The organism is Lysinibacillus sp. OL1 (assembly GCF_004332175.1).
In the GTDB taxonomy this organism is placed as follows: Bacteria; Bacillota; Bacilli; order Bacillales_A; family Planococcaceae; genus Lysinibacillus; species Lysinibacillus capsici.
Map to the genome: position 1 here is coordinate 656275 of NZ_SJDS01000001.1, position 17037 is coordinate 673311.

Below are 17037 nucleotides of genomic sequence, written 5' to 3' on the forward strand. Positions count from 1 at the left end.
GAATAACATGTCTTCGAAAAAGGATGAAATCATCGTATTAAAGAAAGCCCTTACACCCATCCATTTATGGACAATTGGCGTCGGCATTGTGATTTCTGGGAACTACTTTGGCTGGAATTTTGGTTTAAGTCAATCTGGTTTTTTAGGAATGCTCATTGCCACATTATTTATGGCGATTATGTATTTAACGATGACCTTAGGTATTTCTGAATTATCGACGATGTTACCTTATGCAGGAGGACCTTACTCCTTTGCTCGACGGGCGATGGGGCGTTATATCGGTTTTATTACAGGAGTTGGTGTCGTGCTGCAATATGTCATTGCCGCACCAATTATCGCGATTGGTATTGGGGGCTATATCAGCTTTTTGTTTCCAGCCGTACCGACAGTGGTGGCAGCTGCCTTTATGTATGCTCTGTTCATGGGGGTTCATATTATTGGCATTAAGGAATATGCCACGATCGAAATGGTGCTTGTTTTTATCGCTTTAGGCTTACTAGTCTTAATGTATTTTGTTGGTTTACCGCAAATTAATGTGGTCCATTTATTCCCTGAGAATGGCGATCTTATACCAGGTGGATTTAAAGGCATCTGGTCAGCATTGCCCTATGCTATGTGGCTATTCCTAGCAATCGAGATGTTGCCTATGTTATCGGAGGAGACGAGAGATGTGCAGAAGGACATGCCGAAGGGGTTAATTTCAGGTATGGTGACTTTGCTGATTTTATCCATTTTGACAACAACTGTTGCCATTGGGCTAGCTGGCATCGATGTCATGACGGTTGCTGAAGATCCATTGCCAGCAGCGATTGCCGCTGTTTTTGGAAATACGTATTGGTTGGCGCAGATTTTAGCATCTGTTGGCTTAGTAGGACTAATTGCAAGCTTTTCAGGTGTGATTTTGGCTTACTCTCGTCAGGTCTATGCTTTATCACGTGCAGGCTATTTGCCAAGCATGTTATCGAAGATGCATAAAAAGCGTCAGACACCATATATGGCCATTATTTTGCCAGGCTTTATCGGGTTAGTGTTAGTCATTTTATTTAATCCAGATGATTTAATTTTAATTTCTACATTTGGGGCATTAGTATCGTATATTACGATGAATTTATCGGTGTTGATTTTGCGTAAAAAAGAACCTCATTTAGTACGTACCTTTAAGACACCGCTGTATCCATTTACGCCTATTGTCTCACTTGTGCTAGCCGTCATTGCTATCTTTGCGAGCTTCTTTGCGAATTTGACTTTTTTCATCGTTTGTTTGGCTGTTTTTGCTGTGGCAACGATCTATTATTGGGTGTGGGCAAGACACCATATTAACGAGGATGCACCAGAGGAACGCTTTGCGAAGGACGCTACAGTGCAGGTAGAGGTGCAAGCACCAGTATCGACAATAGAGGCTATACGAGAATAAATAAAGGGATGGGTTTTCCTATGACAAAAGTGGAATGGGTCATTTTTGATAAGGATGGAACAATCATAGAAATGGATTCTTTATGGATTGCCTGGGCCAAAAATTTATATGCTAATTTAACTGAAAATTCAGACTTAGAGATCTATTTTTCCTTACAAACTTTTTTAAGAAACATAGGGGTTAATGACAATGGAACAACGATTGACCCAACGAGTCCTCTAGCTATTGGAAGTATACAAGAAGCTGAGACGATCGTGGCGTTCTTACTCTATCAGCAGGGAATCCCATGGAGCAGAGGGGTAACACTTGCGAGAGCAGCTTCCAACTTAGCCACATCGCAGCAGGAAAATAGCAAGGTACAGGCATTACCAGGTATTCGTAATCTCTTAATAACCTTAAAAAATAAAGGGATGAAATTAGGGGTGATTACAGCTGATCAAACGGCACGAGCCAAATCACATTTACAACAGCTAGAGTTATTAGCTTTGTTTGATTTCGTTCTAGGAAGTGACCAAGCTACATCCAGTAAGCCCTTCCCAGACTTAGCCTATGTGGCAAAGGAACAATTTCAAGTATCGCTTGAGAAAGCCGTGATGATTGGCGATTCGAATGCAGATATGCTCTTTGCTAAAAATGCTGGCATGTGCTTTTCAATTGGCATCATTCCTAGTGCCACATACCCAAAGGATTATTTACCTGATGCAACCGTAATTATTGAAGCGTATGACGAATCTGTTCTCACCATGCTAATCGAAAAGGAGTGAGCATATGGACAATCAGCTAATTGCCAAGATTACTGAATTGGTATTGGAAAAACTAACGCAAGGCTCTCAGCCTGAACAAGCTTCTAAAACGTTATCAAATGAGGAATTACAGGAATGGCAATCATTTCGATTAATAAAAGAAAACCAACATCAGACGCAGCAAACAACTGCCCCTGCCTATGTAGCATTATCTACGCATGAATTACAGCATTGGCAAAGTCTGCACCAGCAATCATCAGGCACTGTCTCTGTAGCTAATTCGAGCGACTTAATTGCCCTAAAAAAATTTACATGACGGGAGGTTCGTCATATGGTGAGAGACCAAGATTTGGTTTCGATACAAGAGGCAAGAGACGGAATAGCAGCCGCTTCGATTGCGCAAAAAATGTATGCCAGCTTTACGCAAGAGCAGGTCGATCGAATTGTCGAGGCCATTGCCCAAGCTACTTATAAACAGGCAGAAAATCTTGCTGTATTAGCTGTTACGGAAACAAAGATGGGCATTATTGAACATAAAAAAATAAAAAATGAGTTGGCTTCTCAAGGTGTCTATGAAGCCATTCGGCATGAAAAGACAATCGGCATTATACATGAGGATAGGATAGCAAGGCAGGTGGAAATTGCTTATCCATTCGGTGTTATTGCGGCAGTTACACCTGTCACGAACCCGACTGCTACAGCCATTTTTAAAACGCTAATTGCCTTAAAGGCGCAAAATGCCATTGTCTTTAGTCCTCATCCAACAGCAGTCAACTGCACCATCGAGGCATTGAAAATTTGTCAGCAGGCAGCCGTTCGTGCAGGGGCGCCAGAGGGACTTATTCAATGGATTAGCCATCCAACAATAAAAGGAACAGAGGAACTTATGCATCATCGTGATGTACAGCTAATTTTAGCAACTGGTGGAGCAGGGCTTGTCAAAGCTGCCTATAGCTCAGGGAAACCAGCTTATGGTGTTGGCCCTGGGAATGTTCCTGTCTATATTGATCGCACAGCAAATGTGAACGAGGCAATGAAGCAAATTATCGATAGTAAATCATTTGATAATAGTACGATCTGTGCCACAGAACAAGCTATTGTCGTACATCAGGAGGTCAAAGCACAGGTGATGGCTGCTTTAGCAGAAAATGGGGCCATCCTTCTAAGTGGGCAGGATAAGGAAAAATTAGCAAAGGTGATTTCACCAGTAGCTCGTACATTAAATAGCCAAATTGTCGGGAAGCCAGCAACCGTAATAGCCCATATGGCCAATATTGATGTCCCTCGGCATACACGCGTATTAGTAGCGGAGGAACATCAGATTGGGAAGGAGTATCCATTTTCCATGGAAAAGCTTTCTCCCATCCTAGGTCTTTATACGGCTCGTTCTCAGGAAGAAGCCGTAAAGATTTGCCGTCGCTTGCTTGACGTTGGAGGGAGAGGACATAGCCTGGCTGTTCATGCACAGGACGAAAATTTTGTTAAGCAGTTTGCCGCTCAAATGCCCGTGTCCAGAATATTAGTCAATACTTTAGCATCTGTTGGGGCTGCAGGCGGTACGACAAGTTTAACGCCTTCCTTTACATTGGGCTGTGGGGCCTATGGGGGAAATATTACGAGTGATAATATTTCTGCACATCATTTATTAAATAAAAAAAGAGTGGCCTATGGTGTGAAGGCACTAACGATTCCACCCCCAAAGCATCCACAAAATATACAGGCTCCAGCGATGCAAGCAATTGAAGGGGTGTCTATTGACAGGTTGTCCATTGAAAAGATTGTAGAGGAAGTACTCACAAAGCTAAGTAATTAGAGGAGGAAAAGGAAATGAGCGTAGAGATAAATGGAGCTTTAGGCATGATTGAAACAAGAGGCTTAATCGGATCAATTGAGGCGGCAGATGCCATGGTGAAGGCAGCAAACGTCAATATTGTAGGGAAAGTACATGTTGGTGGCGGCATTGTGACGGTGCTGGTGACAGGTGATGTCGGGGCAGTCAAGGCAGCGACGGATGCAGGCTCTGAGGCCGCACGTCGAGTAGGTGAGCTATTATCGGTACATGTTATTCCACGCCCTCATTCGGAATTATACGCAATTTTACCTAAGTGAAAAGTGAGGGATTGTGATGACAAACAATCAAAAACATGTCACTGAAGTTACAAATCAAAGTATCCCGATTGCGATTTCTGCCCGTCATTGTCATGTTAATGAGGAGGATTTCTATTATTTATTTGGTAGAGACGCAGCGTTACAGAAATGGAAGGAACTTTCCCAGCCAGGTCAATTTGCTTCACAGCATGTTCTAACGATTAAGGGACCCAAAGGCCAAATTGACAAGGTTCGGGTTTTAGGCCCATTTCGCACTGCAACCCAAATCGAAATCAGTCAAACGGATGCCATCAAGCTGGGTGTAACACCACCGATTCTTATGTCAGGCGACTTAGAAAAATCTGAATCAATCACATTGATTGGACCTCATGGAACTCGCCATAAAACACAAGGATTGATTATTGCACAAGCACATATTCACATGGCTGTATCCGATGCTGCTGCCTTCAATGTCCAAGATAAGGAAATCGTGACGGTTGAAATCTGTGGGGATGGGCGTCAGCTACGATTAATGAATGTGGTTGTGCGTGTCTCCTCAGCATTCGTCCTTGAGATGCATGTAGATACAGATGAAGCGAATGCCGCCGCTGTTCAACAGCATTCAATTGGCAAGCTTATCAAAATGGAGTGACAGGTATGGATATAAAAGAATTACAGAGAATCATCGAAGAAGTAGTCATATCAATGATGGATAAAAAGCATAAAAGACTTTTGCTTGTCCATTCTCATACGACCATTTCTAAGAAACAGGTGGACGTATTACAAAGCTATTGCCATGTTGAGGAGTGGCAGGCAAATGAAACCACAAGTCCCACTCAGCTATTCTACGATGCTATTGTTTTTCTCGAAGTGGATCAAGCATTTATCGTCAGCAGTGCCCAAGGCTTGCCTACTACACCGGCAGCCTTGTACCTGTCTGAGTTGCTGGTTAGCAATCAAACAGCAATTTTAATTCCAAATGAAAAATTATCTGCTGTTGTCACAGCAAAGGAACCGAATCCTTACATGAAAATGTTGCTGCATCATATAGAGCGCTTAAAGGAGTTTGGCTGTGACATTCAGTTATTTGCACAGCTTATTCGATTTTTAAAGCAGCAAGAGGAACCGGCTCGTTCGACTATAGTGGCAAACTATTTGACAGCAGAGATGCTTCAATCGTACAAGGGGCAACGGCTGACACTACCTGCCCACACAAAACTTACAGCACTAGCACAAGAAATGATTCAGGAAAAAGGGATGACGATACAAAGATATTAGCAGGAGTGTTGTTACATGAAATCGATTGGTATTGTGGAGACAAGAGGACTTGCGATTTCAATACGAATCGCAGATGCTATGCTTAAAGCAGCGGATATTCGAATACTTCGACAAGAAACCATCGATTTGGCTCTAGTAACCATTGCCATTGAAGGGGACACAGCGGCCATTCAGGAAGCGATAGCCATTGGTACACAACTAGCTAAAGCAGCCAACCAATGGATTGCCTCTTCAACTATTTTAAGGCCAGATATCGCGGTGAATGGATTAGTAACAGAAATTGCGAAAAAGCCAAGTACTTAAAATGAATAAAAGGAAAGGTGGAGGAACGAGTTGAAGGTCGATTTAACAGGGAAGGTTGTAATAGTTACTGGTGGTAGTAAAGGAATTGGGAAGGGGATTGCTACCGTATTTGCTGAACAGGGTGCTCATGTGGTGATTGCAGCAAGAGGTATGGAAGCTGCCACAGATGTAGCAAATCAATTACAAGCGCAAGGATTCTCCGCTTCTGCTGCCACTGTTGATGTTGAAAACTATAAATCTGTTGAAAGCATGGCTACGGAGGTTGCTAACTCTTTTGGTTCCATCGATATTTTATGTGCCAATGCTGGTATTTTTCCCTCGATGAAACTAGAGGACATGACGACGGACCATTGGGATCAGGTATTAAATGTCAATGCCAGAGGAACGATGTTTGCTGTCAAAGCTTGCGTGCCCCATTTAAAGAAAGCGAATGCTGGCAGGGTCATTATTACCTCGTCGATAACGGGTCCAGTGACTGGCTATGCTGGATGGACACATTATGCCGCAAGTAAGGCAGCTCAATTAGGGTTTATGCGGACTGCGGCTCTTGAATTAGCACCCTATCATATTACGGTCAATGCCGTGTTACCAGGAAATATCGCAACAGAAGGCTTAGATGGTCTTGGTGACACCTATCTACAGAAGATGGCGAAGGCTATTCCATTTGGTAGCCTTGGTCGTGTGGAGGATATAGCGTATGCTGCATTGTTCCTTAGTAGTAAGGAGGCAGGCTTTATTACGGGTCAATCGATCATTATTGATGGTGGCCAAACATTACCTGAAGATGCAGAGGCATTTTAATAGAAGGAGGGATACGAAATGAATTTAGGCGCATTAGGAATGATTGAAACAAAGGGCTTAGTGGGCTCTATTGAAGCAGCTGATGCAATGGTCAAGGCTGCCAACGTGAATATTGTTGGTAAAGTCCATGTGGGTGGCGGTATTGTCACGGTGCTTGTTCGTGGGGATGTAGGGGCTGTGAAAGCCGCAACAGATGCAGGAGCAGCAGCTGCACAACGTGTTGGAGAGCTATTATCTGTACATGTGATTCCGCGACCACATGCAGAATTGGAAGCGATTTTAAAAATGCAATAATGAGTGAGGTGGCTATATGAATGAACAAGCAATAATAAAAATTGTTAATGATGTCATAGCCGAATTACTACCTAAAAAAGAAGCAGCTCCTACACCCAATGAAATTCCTATAGGTATCTCAGCAAGGCATATTCATTTACAACAAGAGCATGTCGAGCAGCTATTTGGCAAAGGTGCTACGCTGAGTGTAAAAAAAATGTTAGCTCAACCCGGTCAGTTTGCAGCACATGAAACGCTACAGGTGGTGGGACCAAAAGGAAGCATCCAAAATGTACGTGTATTAGGTCCAGCTCGCACCTTCACACAAATTGAAATTAGTCATACAGATGCCATTTCCCTAGGAATTCAACCACCTTTGCGTGAATCGGGAGAAATTGCTGGCTCAGCTAGCTGTATACTGGTAGGACCTAGAGGAAGTTTGATTTTACAAGAAGGGGTCATTATCGCACAAGCACATATTCATATGGCACCTGCTGATGCACAGCAGTTAGGGGTTCAGAACGGTCAATACGTCTCCGTTAAGGTGCAAGGGCGACGTCCCATTACCTTTGAGCAAGTGAAAATTCGTGTGGCTGATCACTATCATTTAGAAATGCATATTGATACAGATGAAGCAAACGCAGGCTTCATCCAACAGGGTGAAACGGGTACAATTATAACAGGCAAGATGGCAGGAGAGCCTTACAATAACTTCGTCAGTCCTCCAATTGAAATTAACCACAAGATTATAACGGCAAATGATGTAAGCCGTTATCAAGGTGAAACAGTGATAGTCCCCAAAGAGGCAAGGTTGACGGCACTGGCGAAGGAGGCCGTGGAAAAATTAGAAATTGAACTTCAGTTTCACGAAAAAGGATGAGGATGCATGCGGATAGGAACAGTAGTCGGAAATATCTGGGCAACACGTAAAGAGGAAGGGCTACAGGGATTGAAATTACTCATTATCCAGCCAATAAAGCTGGATGGTCAACTGAGTGATGAACAAATTGTTGCGGCAGATCGTATAGGTGCAGGTGTTGGAGATAACGTCATTTTAACAATGGGCAGTGCTGCTGTACGAAGTTTTTCTACGTCCAGTATTTGTCCAATTGATGCCATTGTTGTGGGCATTATAGATGGCACAGATGAATCGTGAGGTGAGCACAGTGACAGAAGCGATAGGAATGATCGAAACGTATGGCTTGATTGGCTCCATTGAAGCTGCAGACGCCATGCTAAAGGCAGCCAATGTCCAATTAGTGAAACAGGAGCTAGTAGACGGTGGTATCGTAACCATTATTGTCGAGGGAGATGTTGGTGCAGTACAGGCTGCGGTTGATGCTGGTAAAGCGGCAGCAACGCGAACGAGCAAGCTACTAAGCGCACATGTAATTCCACGAGCAGCCAATGAAGTATTCACAGCGATTATTGATGAAACACAGCCGATAAAAGCGACGGAGGCAGCAGCAAAAAAACAAGCACTCGCCAGAAGCCTCAACAAACAAAACTTGTAGAGGATGAGCAGGCAGATAAATAGTCGATGGATCTTTAGTAATGAATCTATGTCGTTAGGAGGGGGAGGCAGATGAGCTTTAGGCGACCCAAAATCGCCATCATTGGCGCTGGACATACAGGTGCAACCGTAGCGTTAATGGTCGCACAGAAACAGATCGGGGATATTGTGCTTATCGATTTACCAGACTTCGAAAATGCTGCGAAAGGGAAGGCATTAGATATTCTCCAAGCTGGACCAATAGAAAGATTTAACGTACAGGTGACGGCTACTTCAAAGTATCAGGAAATAGCTCATGCTGATATTGTGGTTATCACGGCAGGTATTGCAAGAAAGCCTGGCATGACACGGCAGGATTTAATTCATACAAATGCGGCAATCATCCGCACGGTAAGCGAACAAATCAAACGTTATGCGCCAACTAGCTATATTATCGTCTTAAGTAACCCTGTCGATGCCATGACCTATGTTTGTCTGGAAACAACGGGTTTTCCCAAAAATCGTGTCATGGGACAATCAGGTGTTTTAGATACAGCGCGCTTTAATACCTTTATCGCACAGGCTCTTCAGCTTGCTGTCGAGGATATATCGAGCTTCGTTTTGGGTGGACATGGCGATGAAATGGTGCCACTCGTTCGCTATACGTATGTCGGAGGAATACCATTAGAAAAATTAATGCCACAAGCACAGATTGAGCAATTAGTGGAGCGAACGCGAAAAGGTGGAGGCGAAATTGTCGCCCTACTTGGCAATGGCAGTGCTTACTATGCCCCAGCTGCCGCCATTGTCCAAATGATTGAAGCGATTGTGAAGGATCAACGGAAAGTAATGCCCATCATTACGTATTTACAGGGCGAATATCAAGTAGACAATGCCTGCATTGGTGTCCCTGTTGTTTTAGGGGGAGCTGGTATTGAAAGTGTAATTGAATTGCATTTAAACGAAGAGGAACAGCAAGCATTTAATCATTCGGTTCACCAAGTTTATCAAACATTAGCCTATATCAAATGATGCAAGCGCATGACACCATCTAATAGTGGCATGTATTAGATGGTACTGTACATAGTTGAGGCACCTTACGATGTTGTAAAGGTGCTTTTTGTTGTGCAAAATTTTCTTTTAATGGAAGATCGTTTTCTGTACAATTAAAAAAGTTACTACTGATGCACAAAGGAGGATACGATGAAACAAGCACTCATCATTATCGATATACAGGAGGCTTTCTTTCTAGATGGCCAGCAAAATCTTTGGAACAGTGAAGCTATTATCAAAAATATTAATGCCTCCATTACATGGGCACGGCGCAACGAAGTACCCGTTATTTTTATTCAGCATACAGACGCAGATGATGTGGATTTTGCAATAGGTCAGCCTGGGTGGGAACTGTATCATGGACTACAAAGAGAAGCGGAAGATCAAGTGATTCAAAAAACAACATGGGACGCTTTTTATCAGACGGAGCTAGCGGCTTATTTACAAGCGCAGCACATCGACCAATTGATTTTCGCTGGCGCTCAAACAGAGTTTTGTCTTGATACAACAATCCGCAGTGCTTTTAGTCATGGCTACCAGCATAATATTTTAATAGAAGATGCCCATAGCACCTTAGATAGTAATGTACTGGCAGCACCGCAAATTATTCAACATCATGAATCCATTTGGCATAATCGTTTTGTGCGAATTCAGTCTATTGGGGGGCTTCAACATGCTGATTGACCAGAAAGAGCTTCAGATAAAAGAGCTATCCTATACAATTCGCTGTGCCCGATGCGAAGATGCCCAAGCCTTATCGGATTTGCGCTTGCAATTAGACGGTGAAACGGAAAACTTCGATCGTGAACAAGGCGAGGCAGTGATTGATCGAGCAGGCTTTGAGCAGCTTATTCAAAAAGACATCGAAAGCCCCAAAAATCTGTGTTTAGTAGCGGTTGTCGGTGATCGAATCGTTGGGTTCTCAAGATGTGAGGGCTCTTCACTCAAAAGGCTTGCCCATAAAGTCACATTTGGCGTTGGTGTCAGTAAAGCGTTTTGGGGCTATGGCATAGGAAAAGCCTTGCTGCAACAATCCATTGATTGGGCAGATGCCAATGGTGTACGGAAAATAGCACTAGAAGTGTTAGAAACCAATGAGAAAGCGATACAGCTCTATAAAAAAATGGGCTTTTTAGTGGAAGGCATTGTGAAAAATGATAAATGCCTTGCAGATGGTATGTTCTATCATACGATCATTATGGGAAGATGGCAGGAATAGCAACGTAGAAGGAATTTAAAACAGCATGACAAATTTTATGTATATCTTTTGTTTAATTGTCTGGGGTCTTAATTTTATTGCAGTCAAAATTCAAGGAACGCCAGTCAGTTTAGAATTATCTTTAACCTATCGTTTAGTGATGACAGCCTTTTTATTTTTCATCCTTGCTTGGTTCATGAAACCACAGGGTAAACCTCAAAAGCATGATGTACCTTTTATCATCGTTTTTGGCGTTTGTAATTTTGCATTCAGCTATTTAGCGCTGTATTATGCGACGATATGGAGCTCGGCTGCTATTGTCACATTAATTTTTTCATTAAAAGTCATTTTAACACCCATCGCTCTACGGATATTTCTCAAGGAGCCATTGCATCGTCGTGTTTTAATTGGCGGCATTTTAGGTGTCAGCGGCGTGGGGGTGCTGATTTATCCATCTTTACATAATATGGAGTTAAAAGGAGTTTTGATTGCCTTTGTAGGGACTGTCCTGACAGCCATCGGGGATGCAAGCTCTGCCAGAAATGCCAAGCATCAAATAAACCCCATTTATGCGAATGCCATTGGTTTTGCAGTGGGCAGTGCAGTCATGTGTGCCATTGTTTGGCTACAGGGACAAACAGTCGTGATACCCAAATCCTTTACCTACTTATCGGCTCTATTGTATTTAACGATTATCGCATCTTTTCTCGCATGGTTATTTTACTTAAAACTAGTCGAACGAATTGGTGGGGCAAAAAGTGGCTATATGGTGGCGTTATTCCCCGTGATTGGCGGTATTGCTTCTGTTGTCATTGGGGAATCAACACTCAGTATTTATTTAATCTTAGGCTGTCTTTTTAGCTGCATCGGGGCTGCGATTGCCTTAGGCTTTAAAATTAAGCCTATTTTACGATGAACGAAAACCCTCTTCCCTTCATAAACTAGAGAAGAACGCTTGAAAAGGGTGAGGGGCAAAATGTCATTCGTTCCATTGAATGCGATGGGTATTTTGAGAGAAAAAGATGAGGATCACTGGGACATTGATCGCTGGGAAAATGATGGTGGCAGAAGCCTAGAGGCGTAAGGGAGACAGAAATTTGTCTCCCTTTAAATATTTTTGAAACCTTTTGATCGAATGCTCGTATGATAAGTAGATAAGTTTTCATTGTTAGCTATAAAAAAAGGGAGAAATGATTTTTTTGAACCATTGAACAAAACGATTACTATTCATTATTTACGTGATTGTCATTGCGGATGCGTATTACACAACGCTCTATATTGAACCAAAAACACCGCCGCAACACCAAACCATCAAAGCAACAGCCATCACGGTAGACCAACTTCGGTAGCAAGCCTCACAAAAGGAAGCGGACAACCCGTCGTTTGAAGCCTTTTTCCTTCAAGCAATTTCTTCAAAGCGTGGTCCAGGAATTGGTGGTGCAAGAAAAATTCGTAGAAGCACGAACTCCAAAGCGTGTCTATTTACACGATCAACAGCTACGTTGCTGACACCCTGTACATTTACAGGGTTTTTTTAATAGGAGGAGCAAAATATGAGTATGGCAACCTATATAGGCTTCAATTTTCCAGTTGAAATACAGGATGACTATACAGAAAATGAAGTTGACATAAATTATTTTTTCTCGGTAAAAGAGAATCGCCAAATTGTACAGGCAAAGCATTTTACAACACCCTATGTATATGAAATCGAAACAAAGGGAGAGCCCATTTGGCAAATGCATAACGAAAATAAAGTGTATTCCCCCCATAACTATGAAAAAGCCAAAAGAACTTTTCACCATGTATGTGACTTTCTAAAAAAATTCCTTCCCAAAGGAGATTATTGCGAAATCTACATTTGCTGGATAGGAGAAGAAGGAGAGGAACATGAGAAAAAACTGGCACTTCTGTTAGACCAACTGTCAGTAGATGAGGTAGAAATAGTTGAGAAATGTTTGCTGATGTTGAGAAATTAAAATCTTCATAAAGTAAAAGATTGAAGCAATAAGCCTCAATCTTTTTTCTGTTTGCTAGGAAGCTGATAGCCCTCTAAGTCTGGAATAAATTCTTGTGGGTCAATAGATACATTCACTTCAAGCCTTTCTGGATGAACATAGCTTGTCAGCTCACCATTTTGGTCATATGTTTCACTTTTAACGAGAATCCCAGTATCTTTATCCACCCAAAAACGAAACGCTTCTGTCGTGCCTTTTAAATTTTCACTATTTGTCACCGTTTCATCCATTTTCCCAGCTAATACGATTGTATTATGACCTAACAACGCTTCATTTTGTTTTTCAATCTCCCAATGCTCCATATTTCTTAAATAACTAGCAGCTTTCTCATAAGCGAATAACGACATACTTGAACTTCCAAATGAAGGTCTTTCTCTCAATTTATTATATGAAATAGGCGGATATTTCAAGTCAATACTAAAAGCTTGCTCAGGAGTAACTACGTCTCGTTTTGATTTCTGTTTCGTTTCACTAACTGTATAAACTTTTTGTCCATAAAGTGCTGTATATTTTAACCAGCTCTTTCTGTTGTTATAAAAGTACTCCTGTGTATCGTTCTTGATTCCCGTCGTGTTATCATCTAAAGCGATTATTTTTTCATAGCCTCCAACTTCTTTTTTGGTACTTACTTTATAAGTAACACCCAATGTTCTAGTGGAACCGTCTTGAGAAATTTTATGTTCTTCAAATTTTCCAGCTGCTGAGTGAAAATAATCAATCGAATTTAATAATTTACTCACGACATCCTCTTTCGTCATATCCCCGTAAAATTCTTCTTGGATCGGGGGATGATAAAGAGTAGTTTCCATTATAGGTTCTTGTGAACGGTCTCCCTTATCAACTGGTTGTACTGTCAGCTCCGTGACCATAAAATAGCTAGCTCCTATAAGAAAAAAACCAATGACTGCTATAGGTAACAAATGATTGAAAATGGATTGGAATTGGGGCTGTTTCTTGTAATCTTTTCGAAGCCTCTGCCTTACTTTTTCTTTATGTTTCTCATTAAAATGAATGTCCTGGAATGCCGTGTCATCCAATGCCTTGCCTATATTTTTAAACATATCATTCATTTATCTTGCACCCTTCCATTGATTTTTTGAGCATAAGTCGAGCCCTATGAAGTCGAGACTTAATGGTTTGTAAACGCAAATCTAACAAATCAGCTATTTGGTTATAGGACAGCTCTTCATAATAATAGAAAATAATGAGTTCTCGGTATCTTATTGGTAGAGCAAGGATTTTTTCAGAAAGTAATCGTTTATCCTCCTGTCCGACTAATTCCAACTCAGGGGATTGACTAGTACTCTTAATTTTTGAGAAAAATTCTGTCAGAACAATATTTCTATAAGACCAGCTTTTTAATTTATCTTTACATAGATTGACAGTAATTCGATATAACCATGTTTTATAGGAAGATTCATTCCTGAAATTATCTAAATGCTCATAGCACTTTATAAACACTTCTTGCGCAATATCTTCCGAAAGCTGCTTGTGCTTCATATACGTAAAGGCAAGACGTGCTATGTCATCTCCGTATGCCTTCATCAACCATTCAAGCCTCTCCTCCTTACTACATTCACCGCTAACTTCTATTGATGTTCTCACATGTTCAAGCATCTTCCACACCCTTTCAATTATTAGACGGAGTTGGTGCCATTTGGTTGTAATCAATTTACTATAATAACGAGTGATTTGTAATAGCAGTAAAAGAGAGTATGAGAGATTTTTGTGTTATTATTCAATAGTAAAATGCTAATAAATGGTGAAAAAGGGGAGTAGTATGCATACACAATTCGAATTTACGGTTTTTCCTCAATTGGAAACAGAACGTTTTATTTTACGAAAAGGGATAATGGATGATGGCCAAGATATTTTGAGACTTTATTCTAATGAAAATGTAGTGAAGTACCTGCCATTACCATTGTTTGCTTCAGTTGAAGATGCTATTGATGAAATCAATTGGTATGAGAAAATTTTTAAAGAACAAAAAGGCTTAAGATGGGTAATCGAGGAAATTCAGACCAACAAGGTGATTGGCACATGTGGCTATTTGAATTATGAAAAAGAGCATAATCGTATAGAAATTGGCTATGATTTAAACCCTGACTATTGGGGGAAGGGTGTGATGCAAGAGGCTTTAAGTTCGATCATCCACTTTGCCTTTACATCCATGGGAATCAATAAAATCGAAGCAAAAATAGAGCCAGAAAACACAGCATCTATCAAACTATTGGAAAAATTAAACTTTTCTCAAGAAGGTCTTTTGAGGCAACATGAATTTGAAAAAGGGAAGTATGTGGATCTCGCTATCTTTTCCCTATTGAAAAGTGAATATTAGGAGGTTAGGAAAGTCGCTCTCATCATGAGGGTGGCTTTTAATTTTGCTATTACTGCGAGATACATAGAGAATCAGCCATGTTAAACGTAACTTTTAAATGGAAAATATTATAAAAATTAACTAGTGTAAGGTATTATTATAATAAATGGCTAACCTTCTAAAGAGGAGTGAGAGAGATGAAGCTCGTAAATGTTGTATTGACAGGACTATTGATAAGTGGATTGTTAATAGGTTGTACCGAGGAAGGAGAAACGAAAGGGGAACAGGTAAAAACAGAAGAAACAACAATCAAACACGTAGCAGCAGTAAACCCTTCGAAAATCTGGAATGATGTATCAACCCCTGAAGGCTTCAATAACTATGAGATTGAACCAACGTTGGAAGCTTGGATTGCCTATCATGCCCAAGATATTAACAAAACAACAGACGTAGACGAATATTATCTAAGGGCAGATCGTCTCACGAAGGAAATGATATATTTTAGGGTTCAAGGGGAAGACCTTCAAAAGGATTTTGAAAATTTAAATGTACTGCAGATTTTGATGGGACATCTGGATTATGTAATATCGGTTGAGAAACAGCAAGGTCTTGATACAGCTGAGTCCTATGAAGAATTAACTAAGTGTTTTACGTATTTCACTGAATTACTTCACGATCTCAACGTAATCATCAATAACGATGGCAAGGGTGAAACATATGGGCTCACACACCAATTAGACGGGAGCAAGGTGGACGAACTCGAAAAACTTCTTTATACAGAGGCCAGAAAGGAGTAAAAGCTCAAAGTGAAATATTTATTAGCTATATTGAAGGGGGATATTTTTGAATAATAAACAACTAATTCCTACAAATGAAATTAAAGAAGAGTTTGAGGCTATTTTATTAGAACATGCTAGTATTGCGCATTGTGAGATTAATTTAAAAAACGGCACGATCAAAAATATACAACGATTAGACACCCGCTATGACGAGTTTGCTTTGGATATTATGAATAATGAATTTTGTTTTAGTCTAAAAGAAAAAAATAACATAAACTTTTATAGAATTAATCTTGAAACATTTAATCAAATACATGCTATCACATTAAATTTAAATAATTATTTTTCTTCTGAAGAAATTAAGGATGAAAGCTATTATTCAAAGTTAATTTACCTTAATCCTCAATATTTGTTGTATTTTATTACGAAAAGAGAAATTAACTATGGACGTCCTTTTTATCAATGTATTTTTTTGATAAACACTTCAACAGGAGAGATAAAACGATTAAATCCTTACCTTCCAAACGGAGATAATTTACTTAGATTAGATACTTCCAAAAACATCTATCTAAGCAATCACAATCACTTATTACTATTAAAAACTGGGAGAATTAGACCCTTTGAGAAACAAGCAATGTATAATGGAGTAGATATTGAAAGTCCTTATCATGACCACCTTGAATCGATTTACTTAATGGAGGTTTCATCTTTAATTAACCAACAGAATTTTAATAATGCGACATTACTATCTTTATTAAATTATTCAGGTGTTTCTGAAAACTTACGATATGAGAACAATATTCTTTCATACGTAGTATCTGATTTTACGAACAACACTAAAGAGTTAATAAAACATGATTTGTTAGACGGGGATGTTTCAAAATTTCAAGATGACCAATTAATACGAGATTATTTAAATTATGATTTTGAAATATTACCAAACTACTATCATTATATCTCTAAATTATCTAAACAAGATAAAGCTGATACGTTTAATCTAATTGACGATGAATTGTCGTTTAATGTAAAGCTGGATAAAATAAGCTGAGAGAATTTTAACTAGTTATAAGCATCTGTAATGGAGTATGGATTACATAGGAGGCAGAATAAACCACTCTCCGATGAAGTGACTGCATAGGATAGATACAATTATTTTCATTTGGAAGCTGTTTGGCATGGATTCGATATTCTATCGAGATTCATGTCTTTTAATTTTGCTTCCATCCATGCTAAAGATATTTCTCATAAACAAAAAAAGATTGAAGCCCATTAGCCTCAATCTT

At 40.3% G+C, this 17037-nt stretch carries 23 protein-coding genes; 21 read left to right on the plus strand and 2 right to left on the minus strand.

Features of this window, described 5'->3' with window-relative positions:
* Positions 1 to 7: 7 nt before the first annotated feature.
* The 18 genes from eat to EW028_RS03350 all read left to right on the plus strand — a co-directional run bounded on the left by eat (position 8) and on the right by EW028_RS03350 (position 12619).
* Positions 8 to 1414: an ethanolamine permease gene (gene eat / locus EW028_RS03265; RefSeq protein WP_131519874.1), complete on the plus strand. Its 1407-nt coding sequence runs from the start codon at positions 8 to 10 to the stop codon at positions 1412 to 1414.
* Between the two features lie 20 nt (positions 1415 to 1434).
* On the plus strand, positions 1435 to 2178 hold the full coding sequence (locus EW028_RS03270; protein WP_115673994.1) for an HAD family hydrolase: 744 nt from the start codon (positions 1435 to 1437) through the stop codon (positions 2176 to 2178).
* 4 nt (positions 2179 to 2182) lie between these two features.
* Positions 2183 to 2473 carry a hypothetical protein gene (locus EW028_RS03275; protein ID WP_004229009.1) on the plus strand — a complete coding sequence of 97 codons (291 nt, stop codon included), beginning with the start codon at positions 2183 to 2185 and terminating at the stop codon, positions 2471 to 2473.
* Between the two features lie 15 nt (positions 2474 to 2488).
* Complete coding sequence (locus EW028_RS03280; protein WP_131519875.1) at positions 2489 to 3970, plus strand: aldehyde dehydrogenase family protein; 1482 nt, start codon at positions 2489 to 2491, stop codon at positions 3968 to 3970.
* Between the two features lie 14 nt (positions 3971 to 3984).
* Positions 3985 to 4266: a BMC domain-containing protein gene (locus EW028_RS03285; RefSeq protein ID WP_004229005.1), complete on the plus strand. Its 282-nt coding sequence runs from the start codon at positions 3985 to 3987 to the stop codon at positions 4264 to 4266.
* 16 nt (positions 4267 to 4282) lie between these two features.
* Complete coding sequence (gene pduL / locus EW028_RS03290; RefSeq protein WP_131519876.1) at positions 4283 to 4897, plus strand: phosphate propanoyltransferase; 615 nt, start codon at positions 4283 to 4285, stop codon at positions 4895 to 4897.
* A gap of 5 nt (positions 4898 to 4902) precedes the next feature.
* The gene (locus EW028_RS03295; RefSeq protein ID WP_115673997.1) at positions 4903 to 5523 is read left to right on the plus strand and encodes a hypothetical protein; all 621 of its coding nucleotides are present in this window, start codon (positions 4903 to 4905) and stop codon (positions 5521 to 5523) included.
* Between the two features lie 15 nt (positions 5524 to 5538).
* On the plus strand, positions 5539 to 5826 hold the full coding sequence (locus tag EW028_RS03300; protein ID WP_112117869.1) for a BMC domain-containing protein: 288 nt from the start codon (positions 5539 to 5541) through the stop codon (positions 5824 to 5826).
* A 30-nt stretch (positions 5827 to 5856) separates the two neighbouring features.
* Positions 5857 to 6627, plus strand: a complete 771-nt coding sequence (fabG, locus tag EW028_RS03305; protein ID WP_131519877.1) for a 3-oxoacyl-ACP reductase FabG — start codon at positions 5857 to 5859, stop codon at positions 6625 to 6627.
* 18 nt (positions 6628 to 6645) lie between these two features.
* A complete protein-coding gene (locus EW028_RS03310; protein ID WP_048390439.1) occupies positions 6646 to 6921 on the plus strand; it encodes a BMC domain-containing protein in 276 nt (91 codons plus the stop codon).
* Between the two features lie 16 nt (positions 6922 to 6937).
* Complete coding sequence (gene pduL, locus EW028_RS03315) at positions 6938 to 7780, plus strand: phosphate propanoyltransferase (protein WP_131519878.1); 843 nt, start codon at positions 6938 to 6940, stop codon at positions 7778 to 7780.
* 6 nt (positions 7781 to 7786) lie between these two features.
* Positions 7787 to 8056 carry a EutN/CcmL family microcompartment protein gene (locus tag EW028_RS03320; protein WP_016995124.1) on the plus strand — a complete coding sequence of 90 codons (270 nt, stop codon included), beginning with the start codon at positions 7787 to 7789 and terminating at the stop codon, positions 8054 to 8056.
* Between the two features lie 10 nt (positions 8057 to 8066).
* Positions 8067 to 8414: a BMC domain-containing protein gene (locus EW028_RS03325; RefSeq protein WP_305036169.1), complete on the plus strand. Its 348-nt coding sequence runs from the start codon at positions 8067 to 8069 to the stop codon at positions 8412 to 8414.
* A gap of 71 nt (positions 8415 to 8485) precedes the next feature.
* Positions 8486 to 9424 (plus strand): malate dehydrogenase, encoded by a 939-nt coding sequence (mdh, locus tag EW028_RS03330; protein ID WP_048390446.1) that lies wholly within the window; start codon positions 8486 to 8488, stop codon positions 9422 to 9424.
* Positions 9425 to 9595: 171 nt separating this feature from the next.
* Complete coding sequence (locus EW028_RS03335) at positions 9596 to 10129, plus strand: cysteine hydrolase family protein (protein WP_131519879.1); 534 nt, start codon at positions 9596 to 9598, stop codon at positions 10127 to 10129.
* On the plus strand, positions 10119 to 10664 hold the full coding sequence (locus tag EW028_RS03340) for a GNAT family N-acetyltransferase (protein ID WP_131519880.1): 546 nt from the start codon (positions 10119 to 10121) through the stop codon (positions 10662 to 10664). Before EW028_RS03335 ends, EW028_RS03340 begins: the two co-directional genes overlap by 11 nt.
* Before the next feature lie 25 nt (positions 10665 to 10689).
* Complete coding sequence (locus tag EW028_RS03345; RefSeq protein WP_131519881.1) at positions 10690 to 11559, plus strand: DMT family transporter; 870 nt, start codon at positions 10690 to 10692, stop codon at positions 11557 to 11559.
* A gap of 637 nt (positions 11560 to 12196) precedes the next feature.
* A complete protein-coding gene (locus tag EW028_RS03350; RefSeq protein ID WP_131519882.1) occupies positions 12197 to 12619 on the plus strand; it encodes a hypothetical protein in 423 nt (140 codons plus the stop codon).
* Positions 12620 to 12654: 35 nt separating this feature from the next.
* On the opposite strand, the gene EW028_RS03355 is transcribed toward EW028_RS03350, so the two are convergent.
* Positions 12655 to 13728, minus strand: a complete 1074-nt coding sequence (locus tag EW028_RS03355; RefSeq protein WP_054550935.1) for a hypothetical protein — start codon at positions 13726 to 13728, stop codon at positions 12655 to 12657.
* Positions 13721 to 14275: a sigma-70 family RNA polymerase sigma factor gene (locus tag EW028_RS03360; RefSeq protein ID WP_054550936.1), complete on the minus strand. Its 555-nt coding sequence runs from the start codon at positions 14273 to 14275 to the stop codon at positions 13721 to 13723. The genes EW028_RS03355 and EW028_RS03360 overlap by 8 nt, the downstream gene beginning before the upstream one ends.
* A 163-nt stretch (positions 14276 to 14438) precedes the next feature.
* Between EW028_RS03360 and EW028_RS03365 the strand changes: the two genes are divergently transcribed.
* From EW028_RS03365 to EW028_RS03375, 3 genes are all read left to right on the plus strand, one after another.
* Positions 14439 to 14996 (plus strand): GNAT family N-acetyltransferase, encoded by a 558-nt coding sequence (locus EW028_RS03365; RefSeq protein WP_048390456.1) that lies wholly within the window; start codon positions 14439 to 14441, stop codon positions 14994 to 14996.
* A 176-nt stretch (positions 14997 to 15172) separates the two neighbouring features.
* Entirely contained in the window at positions 15173 to 15772 is a 600-nt protein-coding gene (locus tag EW028_RS03370; RefSeq protein ID WP_131519883.1) for a hypothetical protein, read from the plus strand.
* A 46-nt stretch (positions 15773 to 15818) separates the two neighbouring features.
* Positions 15819 to 16802 carry a hypothetical protein gene (locus tag EW028_RS03375; protein ID WP_131519884.1) on the plus strand — a complete coding sequence of 328 codons (984 nt, stop codon included), beginning with the start codon at positions 15819 to 15821 and terminating at the stop codon, positions 16800 to 16802.
* The last annotated feature ends 235 nt before the right edge of the window (positions 16803 to 17037 follow it).